The organism is Mesorhizobium sp. M0862, from assembly GCF_040319795.1.
Classification (GTDB): Bacteria; Pseudomonadota; Alphaproteobacteria; order Rhizobiales; family Rhizobiaceae; genus Mesorhizobium.
The window spans coordinates 1-13,808 of the sequence record NZ_JAMYOJ010000014.1 but is presented as its reverse complement, the minus strand read 5'-3'; the positions used below and the strand labels follow the sequence as shown (position 1 = coordinate 13,808).

Below are 13,808 nucleotides of genomic sequence, written 5' to 3'. Positions count from 1 at the left end.
CATAGCCTCGGAGATTTCCAAGATGCATGGCGGCAAGGTCGAAGCCGTCTCGACGTCGCAAGAGACGCTCTTTGTTCTCCGTATTTTGCTGAAAGCGCGCCTGATCGCGGACCGTCAGCTCGGAACCTTTTTCCTCCAACGGCGCAGCTTTGTCCTGAGATAGGATCTGTAGCCGAACGGAAGTGTTCGCCGTCCGGAAGGCTTGCTTGTCCGCGCCTCCAGACGCTGGCGCACGACGCTCATCAGTCTGCAGAACGCGGGTGTTTCCAATGATTGCACCCGTTTGACGAGGTTGTCGGGCAATGGCTTTGAGCGCCAGTCGAAATAAGCCTCGTAGTCTTGCGGCGTTGCGATCAGGTGCTGGAGATAGGCTGCAAGATCGCTGGCGCTGGCGAAGGCACTGGCGTCAATAAAGGAGTGCTCCGGAACGAACTCGTCCACATTGGGAGCGCCAAGGTAGATCGGCACCGTGCCCGCCATGAACGCGTCATAGATTTTCTCGGTGACATAGTCGGCCTCGATCGAGTTCTCCATGGCCAGGCAGAATTTGTGCCGCGCAATGGTTTCGATCTTGGTCTTCGAGCCCAGATCGGGGCCAGAGACCGATCGGTTGTTGCGATATCGGCCATAAGAATCGATCTTGATGTGGCGCGCCAGTTCGTTCGCCAAATCGACACGGCCGCTATAATTCAGGCCGGCCGACTGGAAGAGTGCGACCGGCGCTTCTTCCGTTTTCGGTACGATTGGTCTGGCCAGCGCATCTTTCCACCACACCGCACGCGGAAGGTAGGGTACCCAGACATCGGACCGGGATTCATGCGTCATGATGATATCGAAGTGCCGCATGATTTTGGGGTCGGCAAGTCGCTTGTAGTTTTGGCCGCATTCCATCGACCAGGCGACCCAATATTGACCAGGGTATTTGTAGGCATCGCCAACTTCGCGAAAGTTCGGAATATGGAAGACGACTGCCGCGGCCTCGGAAATCCGTCGTTTGTCCAGTGTCCACCGCCCGGGCATTTCGCACTGTATCGACGCGATATCGACGGGTTTGCTGAAGAACGTTGTGTAGAAGAGGATCAGTGGATCGATAGACGGCATGGCACCACGAATGTCTGAAGCATTGCTCAATCTGCAGACAGACGCGGTATCGGAAGTTTGGTCAAGTGCTCCGCTTGTTCGAGGCCGAGGGCCGTCCAAACGGTCACCTCGCCGTATACCCGCCATCGATCGCGAAAATGCCGCCGCTGGTCCACGCCGCCTCGTCGCTGGCCAGATAGACGGCGATGCCGGCAAGATCGCTGGTCTGGCCGATGCGGCCGAGCGGGTAGCTGCGCTCGACATAGGTTTTCAGCTCGGCTTGCGCTGCCGCCGGCAGGTTGTCGATCGACTTGCGCCGCATGGCGGTGTCGACCGTGCCGGGCGCAATCGCATTGACCCTGATGCCGCGCGGACCAAGCTCGAAGGCCAGCGACTTGGTCAGCGAATTCAGCGCGCCCTTGGACAAGGAATACAGGCTCGACGGCCGCTTCGGGATCATCTTGTCGGCGAAGTAGGACGAGATATTGATGACGGAGGCGTTGGCGCCGAGATGCGGCAGCAGCCGCTGGGTAAGGAAGAACGCCGCCGTCACATTGAGCGCGAAGGATTGCTGGAATTGGTGCTCGGTGACGGTCTCGAAAGGCACCAGATAAGCGACGCCGGCATTGTTGACGAGGATGTCGAGCGGGCCGGTTGCTTTCGCGCGATCGACCACGGCATCGATGCCGGACGAGGTCGAGAGATCGGCCGACTGGGTGCCGACGTTGCCCGCCGCCGCAAGTGTCTCGCGGGCGGTCTCGAGCTTGCTGGTGTCGCGACCGACGATCAGCACGTCGGCGCCCTCGCGCAAGAAAGCTTCCGATGTCGCCAGGCCGATGCCGTCCGAGCCGCCGGTCACCAGTGCTCGTTTGCCAGAAAGTCTCATTGAAGGCCAAGTCGCATCGAATGCTCTCGCTGTTGCCCGCGTCACGAAGGCAATGCCGATCGGCGAGGGCGGTCAAGCCGCCGGCCTATCGCTCAGTATGAACTTCGGTTGGCCGCGTGCCGATCCGGTTACCGCAGCAGCGACTGCGACGTCGGCGTCAGGCGCAAGGTTTCGGTCCGCCAGGTCACATCGGCCGCTTGCCATTGGGGCGAAGCGGCAACTGCGGCTTCGTAACTGGCATGCGCCTCGGGACTGTTGAAACCCGTCACCGCGATAAAGACGTTTTCGCTCAAGCGCACCGGCAGGCGGGGAAAGCTGTTTTCGGCGTGCTCGGTGATGAAGGCGCCAAGCAACCGTCCGCCGGCGCCGATAAGGACCGGAACGGCATCCGTTTCGAAATTGCCGGCGAAATCGGCTTCGGCGCCAGACCGCAGATGATGAATCTGGATGACAACAACACCGGTCAAGCCATTGTCTGCGCTTGGCTTTCCATCCGCCGGCATGGCGCCTCGCTGCGCGCCTGACAGATCGAAGCCGGCGCCTGGCCATGCCGGCTTCAAGAGCAGCACATCGTCGGAATCGATCATCGTCGCATTGGCGGCGTCGCGGTGCGCCGTCCACACCGGCCCGTCATAGAAGGCGGTGAGCGCCTGCTTCCGCGCTTCCATGCCATCGAAGCCGCGCAGCCAGACGAATATGTCGGGGCGGTCGAGGTCGCGGAACTGTCCGATGATGGTCATGCCGGCGTGTTCCTGGCCTTCGATGAACCGACTGTCGAAGATGTCGATCAGCGTCTCGCGCCGTCCCGGCTTCAGCGTGTACTGCCGCAACTCGACGACAGGCGAAGCGAGCAGGCTTGCCGTCGCAGGCGCATTCAGGGGTACGGTCATTGTGTCGTCTCCAAAAACAGGATGATCATCCGGTTTATAAAACAGACCGGTTGTCCTGTTTTGTCAATCTGCTATCGTTGGCAAATGTCAGCAGAGATTGCTCGGGCTCCGAAAGGGCCGCCGCGAAAACGCACCAACGATCCCGAAGGGCTGCGCAACAAGGTGCTCGATATCGCCGAAGCGTCGTTCCAGGCGCGTGGCTATCATGCATCCGCTCTTGGCGAGTTGATGACGACCGCAGGCGTCAGCGGCGGCGCGCTGCATCATCATTTCCCGACGAAGAAGGCGCTCGCTCTGGCGGTGATCGAGGAGCGCGTGGCAGCGGCCCTCGATGAAACCTGGATCAACCCTGTACGGGCGGCAGGCTCGGCGCGCGAAGGCGTGCGCGCGGTGTTCGAGGCGGTGGCGACCGAGCTTGAGCAGCAAGGCTTCGTGCGCGGCTGTCCGCTCAACAATCTGGCGCATGAACTGTCGCTCGCTGACCCGGATTTCCGCGCCGCTCTGGACGATATCTTTGCCGGATGGCGTCAGGCGGTTGCCGACAAGGTGCGAGCCGACCAGCAGTCGGGGAGGGAGCAGGGCACCGACCCCGAGCGCTTTGCGGCACTCGCCATCGCCGCCTATTCCGGCGCCATGTCGATGGCCAAGGCGGCACAGGATGCCAGCGTGCTGCGCGATTGCCTGGCCGAACTTCAGGGCAGCTCAACGCCGCCATTCCCGAGCAGAGCGAAGCGGCGTCGCAGGATCCTGCTGCGGCCGGGAAAACCTTGAGGCCGGAACTGCGCTGTTCTAGTTGGAAAGCGGCTTGATCGTCTCGTAACCGTTCACCGATTCCGCGCTGGTCCCTTCGTCGTAACGCCGGGCGAGAGACGCTTGCAGATCGGGAGCATAAAGCGCGGTGAATGTGTCCAGCGTTTCGCCGGCGCCGTTCTTGAAGGTCTCCGTGACCGCCAGCACGTTGTATTTGCAGCCGCCGACGCTGAACGTCTCCTTGCCCTTGACGACCAGGCTCAGTGTCTTGGTGCTCTTCGGCTGCTTGTTCGGCGACAACTCGACGAATTCGATCGTGCTCTTGGCTCCCGTCTTCAGCGGAAACAGTTTTCGCAGATCGGAAAACGGAATCGTCGCCACCCGTCCGGTATCGCTGTCGCGAAACACTTCGACCAGGCCGGCAAACAGGAACTGTGTCTGCGGCGATTGCGATTCGTAGTTGTTGGCGACGGACACCATGCCGCCGGCCACCGGCCGAAACTCGCTGCGGACGCCAGGCATTTCCAGAACGAAGCCGGCCTTGGCCGATTTTGCGTCGACACAATCGGCGGCATGCACCGCAGCCGCCGGTAGCAACCCAGCCAGCACCACGCCTATCGAAACGGCTCTCATGAAATCCTCCCCCTCTGCTTGTATTTGCTACGCGCCAGCATGACCCAAGAAATGCCAGAGCCACAGTGCCGTGTCGACCTGCCATTCCTGGCAACTGGACGGTGGGGCGCCGGCTGTGCTGAATTTCAGGTCATGAATCGCAAGCTCGTCCTCTCCCGTCGCAATTTCCTCGCACAGGCAGCCGGCCTTACCATGGCTGGCATGCTGCCGCGCGCCGCGCTTGGCCAGACCGGCAAGCGCATCCAGCCCATCGACGCCACCTTTCTGTTCATCGCCGACGTCCATGCCTGCCGCATGTCGAGCGGCCTCAGCCCCAACTGCCTGGAGGAAGGCAAGACCGACGCCGCCTTGCTGCGCAATGTCGCTGTCCTCAATGGCTTGGCCGGCCGGCAATGGCCAGTCGAGATCGATGGCGTTGCAACCCGCCTGCGTTCGGCCGGCGGCCGCATCGATGCGCCGCTCGGCCTCGTTGTCGGCGGCGACATCACCGACGATGGCGGCGGCCAGATCACCGAGCCCAGCGAAGGCACGCAACTGTTGCAGTTCAGCCAGCGCTATCAACAGGGCGTCGGTCCCGATCGCGTGCACATGCCGGTCTATGTCGGCCTCGGCAATCACGATCTCGACCAGAACGGCTCGCCGCCCCATGTCGACTGGTACCGGCGTGAATTGCGCGACTATGTCGAGATCAACCACCGCCCCGGCGTGTTCTTCAAGCCGCCGGTGCCGGCCACCGAATACGATGTCGACACCGACTGCTATTCCTGGGACTGGGGCGGCCTGCATCTCGTCCAGACCCACCGCTTTGCCGGCGACACCGGCCATGGCGCGGTGAGCAGCCTGCCGTGGCTGAAGCAGGATCTGGCGACCTACGCGGCGGATGGCCGTCCCGTCATCCTGTTCCAGCACTATGGCTGGGACACTTTCTCGGTCGAGCGCTGGGACCCGGCCAAGCGCACCTATGACGATGACGGCGCAGGCGCGCCGCATTGGTGGAGCGAGGCCGACCGCCAGGCGCTGCTGGCGGCGCTGAAGGGCTACAATGTCATCGCCATCTTCCATGGCCATCAGCACGAAGTGCCGATGATCTACAAGAGCGATGGCCTCGACCTGTTCAAGCCGAAGGCCGCCTATATGGGCGGCTTCGCGCTGGTGAGGGTAACCGGGGACAGCATGGACGTAGTGCTGGGCGAGGCGGCCGGCGACCACGGCGAGGTCAAGTTCACCAGCGCCTTCAGCAAGAGTCTCAGCCTCTGACAAGAAAAAGGCGGCCTTGAGCCGCCTTCCTCATTGCCTGCGAGATCGGGTCAGAGCGCCTTTTTGATCTTGTCCTTCACGTCGCCATAGACCTTCTGCACCTTGCCGGCGGTCTTGTCTGCAGTGCCTTCGGCCTGGGTCTGCCTGTTGCCGGTCGCCTTGCCGCCGGCCTCCTTGACCGAGCCCTTGACCTGCTTGGCCACGCCGGCAACCTGATCCTTGTTCACCATCTTTGCATCTCCTGGGATTCCGGGGATTCATTCGCAGGAGGCAAACGGGCCGGCTTGGCTTAGGTTCCCTGGGCGGCGATCATCGTCGCATCTGGTCGCTTATATGGTCGCCGAAACGCTTTGCCGCGTCGTATCGTGTGACTAGTGTGACGAAATTTTGGGGAGACCGCCTTGGCTGAATTTACGCTCATCATCGCCAACAAGTGCTTTTCGTCCTGGTCGCTGAGGCCATGGGTGGCGATGAAGCATCTGGAGATCCCGTTCGAGGAAGGTTTCGTGCGCCTGCGCACGCCCGAGACTTTTGCCGCTCTGGCGAAAGTCTCGCCCACCGGCCTTGTGCCAGTGTTGAATCACAATGGCAGGATTGTCTGGGAAACCCTTGCCATCCTTGAATATCTGGCCGACCTGTTTCCGGAGAAAAAACTTTGGCCGCAGGATATCGGCGCCCGCGCCTTGGCTCGCTCGGTGGCGACCGAGATGCATTCCGGCTTTCGCGAGGTGCGCTATGGCTGGCCGATGAATTTGCGCCGGCCGAAGGGCCACAAGCCGCTCGACGCCGAAGGCGAAATGCAGCGCGCGCGCATCGAAACGATCTGGCGCCAGTGCCGGGAACAATACGGCAAAGGCCGCCCCTTCCTGTTCGGTCATTTCACCGCGGCCGATGCCATGTATGCACCTGTCGTCACCCGCTTCGACACCTATGGCGGCAAGCTCGCGCCCGACACGCGCGCCTACGTCGACGCCGTGTTGGCAACGCCGGCGATGCGGCACTGGTATGCGGAAGCAGCGAAGGAGACTTGGCCGGAACCCGGCCCGGACGAATAGGACCACTAATGACATCACGGTGAGTGACCGATGGCCAGCAATGATGGACCGCGTGAGACTACCGCGCCAACAATCTTCCACTGCCGGCTGATCCCGCCTCGGCCGGACTTCGCCTTCACCCTGACGGAGGAGGAGAGGGAGTTGATGGGCCGGCATGCCGACTATCTGCGCGGCAAGCTTGCCGAGGGCACCATGATCCTGGCCGGGCCGGTCGCCGACCCGGCCGGTCCTTGGGGTCTGCTGATCCTGCGTGTCGGCAGCGAAGCCGAGGCAAGAGCGGTCACCGACGGCGATCCGGTGTCGAGCTCCGGCCGCGGTTTCCACTACGAGATCCTGCCGCTGATCAGCGCGATCCTGTAGGCCGCCAGCGTGAGTTTAAGGAAAGTGTGAAACGGTTTTCCCCTGGGAATTGCGTCAGACAAGGGCACTTACAAGAACGCCTCTCGCACCGCTTAATGTGCGGGAGGCGTTCTTTTGCCAGCATTACCGAGATTGCTCTCTGAATTGCTGACACCACGGAAATGCGCCGGCTTGCGATTGGTTCCGGGGCGTGGAATATTTTTTGGAACGCCTTGAGCTCCGCCACCTCGTCAGTTGAGGCTTATGCCTCAGGCACCCTCAGGTTGAATTTGGGTTCCGGCCAAACCAGAAATTGACTCGGCGCTAAAAGAAGTCTATAAGAAACATGTCGATATTTGTTTGACCGACTTTTGTTATCCGCGCATGATGCGCGCCTTTGACGAACTTCCCCATCAAAAATCGAGACAAAACGCTGTTGTGCAGTCGCACGATGGTGAACGAATATTTGCCAGGGAAAGGGTTCTTCATGGCCACCGGCACAGTGAAATGGTTCAACGCCACCAAAGGTTTTGGTTTTATTCAGCCTGACGACGGCTCCGCCGACGTTTTTGTCCACATCTCGGCCGTAGAGCGCGCCGGCATGCGTGACATCGTCGAGGGCCAGAAGCTCGGCTACGAGATGACCCGCGACAACAAGTCGGGCAAGATGTCCGCCGACCAGTTGAAGGCGGCCTGATAAGGAATTCGGCCTTCCGGTGACCACGGATGTACTGGCACCGATGAAAGGCTGAAGGAGCGCCTTGCGCATCCAACTGGATGCGCGGCGCTTTCATGGAAGGTCAGGCGGTGCCTGGCCTTTTTCATTTTGTGCGTCATGCCGCTAAAAGTGCGCCGCACGCCGGCCGGAACGTGCTAAGGGACGATCCAGCAATCTGAACCGCCCATACTGCCCCGCTGCCGTATTGCTTTGGTCGTAATCGAAGACCGCTCTCGCTCTATCGGCACCAGGCTCCCGACAGGAGAAAGTTTTGACCACTCAATCCAAGACTGCCGACCAGGCCGGCTCGCTGTTCAGCAAGACGCAAACCCAGTCGATGTCACTCAACCGCATCCTGTCCGAGCGTGATGCCGTCAGCGAGGCGCGCGAAGCCAAGACCGCGCGCTTGCGCGAACTGCGCAAGGAAAAGGAAGCCGACGACATGGCAGCGGCCGCAGTCCTTGCGGCGCTGCCGAAGCGGGCAGGCAAACGCTGATGGCCACCAAGCGCGTACCGCCGACGCCGATCGATGCCGATGCGACCATCGCGTCCATGGTCCCGGGCCTGGACAAGCCGGTCGAATATGTCCGCCGTGTGCTGGAAAAGCTCGAGCGCTGCAAGCGCGCGCATGGCGATGCCCAGGTGCGCGTCGGCGTGCGCGGCCGTGCCGAAGCCCCGAACTATCTGGTCGAATATGTCCGCGAGGACAAAAAGACCCAGGAGCGCGTGACCTACCAGGATGCCGCCTATAGCGGCAGCACGCATCGCGAACTGGCGGCGCACCACATTGCCGAGGCGAGGAACTGGTCGCCCGAGGAAATGAACATCACAGCGGTCTCGGCGCTGATCGGCCGCTTGCGCAATCCGCGCGCACCATCATCCCGCTTTTCCGACGAGGACTGACATGGCCATAAAGTTTTCCACCAAGGACCAGCCGGCAGCGCCGGCTGCTGCCACTGCAAAGCAGGCCAAGCCCGCTGCCGCGCCGAAGGCCGCCGAACCGTCGGCGACCGATCTGTTCGAGGCGCCAGCCGCCACGCCCAAGGGCAAGGCAGGCAAGAAGAAATAGCGCCTTGCCGCACCAAGCCGATCGCAATCTCGCAGCGCCTGGGCTGGTCGCGTTGGCCGCCAGGGATATCCGGTCGTCAAAACAGGACGACCAGCCGGTTTTCGATTGCCAGAGCTGCGGCGCCTGCTGCTCCTACTCGGCCGAATGGCCGCGCTTCTCGACCGAGGACGATGCGCAACTTGACCGGATTCCGGAAAAGTTCGTGTCCGCCGACCTGTCCGGCATGCGCTGCGAGGGCGTGCGCTGTTCGGCGCTTACGGGCGAGATCGGCAAGCACACGGCCTGCGGCATCTACGAGATCCGCCCGGACGTCTGCCACGCCTGCATGCCTGGCGGCGACGATTGCCTGATGGCGCGCAAGGCGCACGGGATGCCAACGATCTAGCCGACGCCCACCTTGCCTCATCCCACATCCCCCGATAGCTTCCACCACGGGCAGGGCGTTGGAGGAACCATGAGCATCGAATTCCTGTTGACGTCGCTGATCGTCGTGGCTTCGCCCGGCACCGGCGTTCTCTACACGCTGAGCGCCGGGCTTTCGCGAGGCGCGCGCGCCTCGATCACTGCTGCATTCGGCTGCACGCTTGGCATCATCCCGCATATGGCCGCCGCCATCACCGGCTTGGCGGCGCTGCTGCACACAAGTGCTGTCGCCTTCGAGACGCTGAAATATCTCGGCGTCGCCTATCTCCTCTACATGGCCTGGAACACGCTGAACGAGAAGGGCGGCCTGAGCGTCGATGAAAACGCGGCACCCCGCTCGGCGGCCAAGGTCATCACCTCCGGTATCCTGATCAACATCCTGAACCCGAAGCTGTCGATCTTCTTCTTTGCCTTCCTGCCGCAATTCGTCAGCACGACCGAACCGAACGCATTTGCCAAGATGCTCGAACTCTCGAGCGTCTTCATGCTGCTGACCTTCGTCGTCTTCGTCGCTTACGGCATCTTTGCGGCCTCGATCCGCAGCCATGTCGTGTCGCGGCCGATGGTGCTGACCTGGATGCGCCGCACCTTCGCCGGCGCCTTTGTCATGCTTGGCGCCAAGCTGGCGCTGGCTGATCGATAGAACAGGAGCTGCCAGGCCTCGGCCTACTCTTCGTCGGTTCCGGATCCGGTCCGGATGCCTAGACGCCAGGCCGAGGGCGGAAGGCCGATCATCTTCTTGAAGGCGCGGCTGAACGCTGCCTCGGATTCGTAGCCGATTTCAGCGGCGATGCTGGCCATGTTGCTGGAGCCGGCGCTGAGCAGCTCCGAGGCGATCTGCATGCGCCATTTGGCGAGATAATGCATTGGCGGCATGCCGACCAGCCTGGTGAAGCGTTCGGCGAGCACGCTGCGCGACAGCGCGGAGTCCTTCGCCAGCGCCTCCACCGTCCAGTTATGCGCCGGCCGGTCGTGGATCAGCGCCAGTGCCCTCGCCAGGTGCGGATCGCGCAGGCCAGCCAGCCATCCCGTGGTTTGTGGCGGCAGCGATTCCAAGTAACGGCGCAACACGTCGACAAACATCAGTTCGCTCAGTTTGGTGAGCACCGTTTCACTGCCTGCGCGCTTTTGCGCCACCTCCGTGACAACGCTTCTATCCCTTGACGTAACCCATCGCCTCGACGATCAGCCCATCCGCGACGCGCATCAGATTGACGCCGCGGATGGAGTTGCCGCCGGCCATGAAGTAGCGCCAGCGGATCGTCGCCCGTTCGCCGGCGACGAAGGTTTCCTCGAGGTCGAAGCGCGTGCCGGGCTGGGTGGCGATCGCCGACCATAGGTCAATGCATGCCTCTTTGCCGGCATGGCGGGCGCCGTCCGGCGCCGGCACGGTGTTTTCGATAACGCAATCCTGCGCCACCAACTCGGCAAGCGCGGACGGATCGTGCAACTGGAACACATCGTTGAAGCGACGCATGATCTCGGCCGTCTGGCTAGAGTGGTCGCCCGGATGAATGCTCGTGATGCTGTCCTGGCTCATCTCATACCTCCTGGTTTTCATTGTTCCGTGGCAGTGGTGGCGGCCAGCTCGGCCTTGAGGGTGATGGTTGTAACGCCGGCCAAAGCGCGGGAGACAAGGCAGGTCGTCTTCGCCGTCTCCGCCATACGCTGGAATTCGGCAGGCTGAAGGCCGGGAATCTCTGCTTCCGTTTCGAGCTCGATGCGGGTGATCGTCGGCCCGGCGGCGGTCGCGCCGAGATGCACCTTGGCGACGGTGCGGATGGTGCGGGCGACGTGGCCTTCCTGGCCGAGGATGAAGGTCAGCGCCATCGAGAAGCAGCCGGCATGTGCTGCCCCGATCAGCTCTTCGGGATTGGTGCCCGGACCGTTCTCGAACCGCGACGGAAAGGAATAGGCGCCTTCGAAGACGCCGCTGCCAAGCCGCAGACGGCCGCCGCCTTCCTTCAGTGTGCCTTGCCATTCTGCGGAAGCTTCACGGATGGTCATGGTCGTTCTCCTGATTCGGGGTTGAAAAGCGGGCAATTGGGTCAGGCGCAGTCGATGACAACCTTCCCGAACACGTCGCCCTGCTGGAAGTGGCGGTACGCTTCGGGGGCTTCGGCAAAGGGGAAGACCCTGTCGATAACGGGCTTGAGGCGATGCTGCGACACGGCGCGCAGCATGGCTTCGAGATTGCTGCGGCTGCCGACGAACAGGCGGCTGATGGTGACGAGGCTGCGCTGATAAAGCGCTGCCGGCATCTCGATCGATCTGCCACTAGCGTCCTGCAGCGTCAGCAGCACGATGTGTCCATAAAGCGTGCTGGCAATCAGCGACTGCGCGAAGGTGGCCGGGCCGCCGGTTTCGACGACGAGGTCGATGCCGCCTGTCTGCTCGCGCGCCCAGCCGCCCCATTCCGGTATGTCGGTGCTGGAGACAACGAGGTCGGCGCCCAGCGCCCGCAGCCTGTCGGCCTTCTCCGCGCGCGATGTGATGGCGACAACCCGGCAGCCGAGCAACTTGGCGAACTGCAGAGCAAACAGCGAAACGCCACCCGAACCGATGGTGAGAACCCATTGACCAGGCTTCGGAATCCGGGTCCCGGTCACCGCGTTCCAGGCCGTCACGCCGGCGCAGGTCAGCGTCGCCGCTTCGTGCCAGCTCAGATGATCGGGCAGTCGCGCCGCCCATTGTTCGTCGAGCACGGCAAACTCAGTCAGCATGCCGTCCAGCGTACAGCCGAGCTGGTCGATCAGACCGGCATTGATGCGGCCATCGATCCAGCGGGCGAAGTAGCTGCCGGTGACGCGGTCGCCGACGGCAAAACGGGTAGCGGCATCGCCGATTGCGACGACGTCACCGGCGCCGTCGCTCAGCGGCACGATGCCTTGCCGCGGCGGCAACGGATAGGTGCCGCCAAGGATCATCGTGTCGCGCCGATTGAGCGAGGCGGCGCGGACTCGCACCACGATCTCATGCGGTTTCGGTTCCGTCCGCGCCTCGTCGCGCATCGCCAGGGATTCGGTTCCACCAAACCCTTCAAGACGGTAGCTGCGCATGTCACTCTCCTTGTTATATATAGACTGATTTACATATTATATAGACCGATTGTCATATTCTTGGCAAGGCCCTATAATGCGTCACTGCTGACAGAGGTTGACATGGCCAACGACACCCGCACCCGCATACTTGAGACCACAGGCCTGTTGCTCAGGCAGCGCGGCTATCGCGGCACCTCGCTCAACGACATTCTGGGCGCCAGCGGGGCGCCGCGCGGCTCGCTCTATTTTCATTTCCCAGGCGGCAAGGACCAACTGGTCATCGAGGTGACGCGCAACAGCGTTGCCGACGTCACGAAAAGGCTGGGCGAAGCACTGGCAGCCGAGAGCGATCCTGCAGTGGCCGTCCATCACATATACCAGTCGGTCGGGCGCATGCTGGAGGACAATGATTTTTCGCTGGGTTGCCCCATCGCGCCGGTGGTGCTGGATTCACCCACCGATGTGCCGGAACTGGCGGAACTCTGCCGATCGGCTTTCGAGCAATGGATCGGCTTGCTGCGACAGGCCTTTGTCAGGGCAGGAGTGCCCGAACGCCGGGCGCATGCCCTGGCACTGCTGGTCGAATCCTCGCTGGAAGGGCTGATGGTGATTGCGAGGGCCACCCGCGATCGTGGCCCGGTGCTGGTGGTGGCCGACGAGGTGGCGGCGCTTGTCGAGCAGGCGGTGCTTGCAGGCAAGGTTGCGCGGCAGGCGGACAGCGCCGCCTAACCATCCGCTTTCCAAAACAAAAAGGGCGCCTCTCGGCGCCCTTTCCGTATGCATAAGCCAGATAGCTTGGATTAGAAATCCATACCGCCCATGCCGCCCATGCCGCCGCCGCCCATGCCGCCAGGCATGCCGCCGCCAGCAGACTCCTTCTTGGGAGCCTCCGCGATCATGGCTTCGGTGGTGACGAGCAGGCCGGCGACCGAAGCCGCGTCCTGGAGAGCGGTACGAACGACCTTGACCGGGTCGACGATGCCCATGGCGATCATGTCGCCATACTCGCCGGTCTGGGCGTTGTAGCCGTAGGTCGCGCCCTTGTTGTCGAGGATCTTGCCGGCAACGATCGAAGCTTCAGCACCTGCGTTCGAAGCGATCTGACGGGCCGGAGCCTGCAGTGCACGACGAACGATGTTGATGCCGGCAGCCTGGTCGGCATTGACGCCGGTGACCTTGATGTTGGCCGAAGCGCGCAGCAGTGCGACGCCGCCGCCTGCAACGATGCCTTCTTCCACGGCCGCGCGGGTCGCGTTGAGGGCGTCATCGACGCGGTCCTTCTTTTCCTTGACTTCGACTTCCGTCGCGCCGCCGACACGGATCACCGCAACGCCGCCGGCGAGCTTCGCCAGACGTTCCTGCAGCTTCTCCTTGTCGTAGTCCGACGTGGTCTCTTCGATCTGCTGCTTGATCTGGGCAACGCGGCCCTGGATCTCGGCCTTCTTGCCGGCGCCGTCGACGATGGTGGTGTTCTCCTTGGAGATCGACACCTTCTTGGCGCGGCCGAGCATGTTGAGGCCGACGTTCTCGAGCTTGATGCCGAGGTCTTCCGAGATGACCTGGCCACCGGTCAGGATGGCGATGTCTTCCAGCATGGCCTTGCGGCGATCACCGAAGCCCGGCGCCTTGACGGCGGCGATCTTCAGGCCGCCACGCAGCTTGTTGAC

General features: G+C 62.5%; 21 protein-coding genes. 11 read left to right on the top strand and 10 right to left on the bottom strand.

Annotation, left to right across the window (positions count from 1 at the left end):
- Positions 1 to 114 precede the first annotated feature (114 nt).
- The 3 genes from NKI15_RS20780 to NKI15_RS20770 all read right to left on the bottom strand — a co-directional run bounded on the left by NKI15_RS20780 (position 115) and on the right by NKI15_RS20770 (position 2,856).
- On the bottom strand, positions 115 to 1,200 hold the full coding sequence (locus NKI15_RS20780; protein ID WP_245260853.1) for a glycosyltransferase family 10 domain-containing protein: 1,086 nt from the start codon (positions 1,198 to 1,200) through the stop codon (positions 115 to 117).
- A gap of 4 nt (positions 1,201 to 1,204) precedes the next feature.
- Positions 1,205 to 1,966, bottom strand: a complete 762-nt coding sequence (locus tag NKI15_RS20775) for an SDR family NAD(P)-dependent oxidoreductase (protein WP_023821201.1) — start codon at positions 1,964 to 1,966, stop codon at positions 1,205 to 1,207.
- A 128-nt stretch (positions 1,967 to 2,094) separates the two neighbouring features.
- Positions 2,095 to 2,856: an NIPSNAP family protein gene (locus NKI15_RS20770; RefSeq protein ID WP_023689910.1), complete on the bottom strand. Its 762-nt coding sequence runs from the start codon at positions 2,854 to 2,856 to the stop codon at positions 2,095 to 2,097.
- 84 nt (positions 2,857 to 2,940) lie between these two features.
- On the opposite strand from NKI15_RS20770, the gene NKI15_RS20765 reads away from it, so the two are divergent.
- Positions 2,941 to 3,627 carry a TetR/AcrR family transcriptional regulator gene (locus tag NKI15_RS20765; protein WP_023689911.1) on the top strand — a complete coding sequence of 229 codons (687 nt, stop codon included), beginning with the start codon at positions 2,941 to 2,943 and terminating at the stop codon, positions 3,625 to 3,627.
- An 18-nt stretch (positions 3,628 to 3,645) separates the two neighbouring features.
- Here NKI15_RS20765 and NKI15_RS20760 read toward each other — a convergent pair whose 3' ends face one another.
- Positions 3,646 to 4,239, bottom strand: a complete 594-nt coding sequence (locus tag NKI15_RS20760) for a hypothetical protein (protein ID WP_023689912.1) — start codon at positions 4,237 to 4,239, stop codon at positions 3,646 to 3,648.
- 132 nt (positions 4,240 to 4,371) lie between these two features.
- Between NKI15_RS20760 and NKI15_RS20755 the strand changes: the two genes are divergently transcribed.
- Positions 4,372 to 5,496: a metallophosphoesterase gene (locus NKI15_RS20755; protein ID WP_023689913.1), complete on the top strand. Its 1,125-nt coding sequence runs from the start codon at positions 4,372 to 4,374 to the stop codon at positions 5,494 to 5,496.
- Between the two features lie 50 nt (positions 5,497 to 5,546).
- On the opposite strand, the gene NKI15_RS20750 is transcribed toward NKI15_RS20755, so the two are convergent.
- Positions 5,547 to 5,726 (bottom strand): CsbD family protein, encoded by a 180-nt coding sequence (locus tag NKI15_RS20750; protein ID WP_023671498.1) that lies wholly within the window; start codon positions 5,724 to 5,726, stop codon positions 5,547 to 5,549.
- 171 nt (positions 5,727 to 5,897) lie between these two features.
- Between NKI15_RS20750 and NKI15_RS20745 the strand changes: the two genes are divergently transcribed.
- The 8 genes from NKI15_RS20745 (at position 5,898) to NKI15_RS20710 (ending at position 9,743) form a co-directional block, all read left to right on the top strand.
- A complete protein-coding gene (locus NKI15_RS20745; RefSeq protein WP_352886835.1) occupies positions 5,898 to 6,551 on the top strand; it encodes a glutathione S-transferase family protein in 654 nt (217 codons plus the stop codon).
- Positions 6,552 to 6,581: 30 nt separating this feature from the next.
- Complete coding sequence (locus NKI15_RS20740; RefSeq protein ID WP_023824496.1) at positions 6,582 to 6,911, top strand: YciI family protein; 330 nt, start codon at positions 6,582 to 6,584, stop codon at positions 6,909 to 6,911.
- 466 nt (positions 6,912 to 7,377) lie between these two features.
- On the top strand, positions 7,378 to 7,587 hold the full coding sequence (locus NKI15_RS20735) for a cold-shock protein (RefSeq protein ID WP_023671502.1): 210 nt from the start codon (positions 7,378 to 7,380) through the stop codon (positions 7,585 to 7,587).
- Between the two features lie 292 nt (positions 7,588 to 7,879).
- Entirely contained in the window at positions 7,880 to 8,104 is a 225-nt protein-coding gene (locus tag NKI15_RS20730) for a hypothetical protein (RefSeq protein WP_023689917.1), read from the top strand.
- Entirely contained in the window at positions 8,104 to 8,511 is a 408-nt protein-coding gene (locus NKI15_RS20725; RefSeq protein WP_023671504.1) for a hypothetical protein, read from the top strand. The genes NKI15_RS20730 and NKI15_RS20725 overlap by 1 nt, the downstream gene beginning before the upstream one ends.
- Position 8,512: 1 nt before the next feature.
- Entirely contained in the window at positions 8,513 to 8,677 is a 165-nt protein-coding gene (locus NKI15_RS20720; protein ID WP_023671505.1) for a hypothetical protein, read from the top strand.
- Positions 8,678 to 8,681: 4 nt separating this feature from the next.
- Complete coding sequence (locus tag NKI15_RS20715) at positions 8,682 to 9,062, top strand: YkgJ family cysteine cluster protein (RefSeq protein ID WP_023715196.1); 381 nt, start codon at positions 8,682 to 8,684, stop codon at positions 9,060 to 9,062.
- A gap of 69 nt (positions 9,063 to 9,131) precedes the next feature.
- A complete protein-coding gene (locus NKI15_RS20710) occupies positions 9,132 to 9,743 on the top strand; it encodes a LysE family translocator (protein WP_023671507.1) in 612 nt (203 codons plus the stop codon).
- A gap of 23 nt (positions 9,744 to 9,766) precedes the next feature.
- On the opposite strand, the gene NKI15_RS20705 is transcribed toward NKI15_RS20710, so the two are convergent.
- Genes NKI15_RS20705 through NKI15_RS20690 form a run of 4 tightly spaced genes read right to left on the bottom strand, consistent with a single transcriptional unit; the run spans position 9,767 to position 12,159 of the window.
- The gene (locus NKI15_RS20705) at positions 9,767 to 10,207 is read right to left on the bottom strand and encodes a helix-turn-helix transcriptional regulator (protein WP_196813781.1); all 441 of its coding nucleotides are present in this window, start codon (positions 10,205 to 10,207) and stop codon (positions 9,767 to 9,769) included.
- A gap of 46 nt (positions 10,208 to 10,253) precedes the next feature.
- Positions 10,254 to 10,640 carry a nuclear transport factor 2 family protein gene (locus NKI15_RS20700; protein WP_023705714.1) on the bottom strand — a complete coding sequence of 129 codons (387 nt, stop codon included), beginning with the start codon at positions 10,638 to 10,640 and terminating at the stop codon, positions 10,254 to 10,256.
- Between the two features lie 17 nt (positions 10,641 to 10,657).
- Positions 10,658 to 11,107: an OsmC family peroxiredoxin gene (locus NKI15_RS20695; protein WP_023705715.1), complete on the bottom strand. Its 450-nt coding sequence runs from the start codon at positions 11,105 to 11,107 to the stop codon at positions 10,658 to 10,660.
- 41 nt (positions 11,108 to 11,148) lie between these two features.
- Entirely contained in the window at positions 11,149 to 12,159 is a 1,011-nt protein-coding gene (locus NKI15_RS20690) for a zinc-dependent alcohol dehydrogenase family protein (RefSeq protein ID WP_023747753.1), read from the bottom strand.
- A 102-nt stretch (positions 12,160 to 12,261) separates the two neighbouring features.
- On the opposite strand from NKI15_RS20690, the gene NKI15_RS20685 reads away from it, so the two are divergent.
- Positions 12,262 to 12,870 (top strand): TetR/AcrR family transcriptional regulator, encoded by a 609-nt coding sequence (locus NKI15_RS20685; protein ID WP_023709381.1) that lies wholly within the window; start codon positions 12,262 to 12,264, stop codon positions 12,868 to 12,870.
- Positions 12,871 to 12,941: 71 nt separating this feature from the next.
- Here the strand turns inward: NKI15_RS20685 and groEL are convergent.
- Positions 12,942 to 13,808, bottom strand: an 867-nt coding sequence (gene groEL / locus NKI15_RS20680; protein ID WP_352886830.1) for a chaperonin GroEL, incomplete at its 5' end; no start/stop codon positions are given.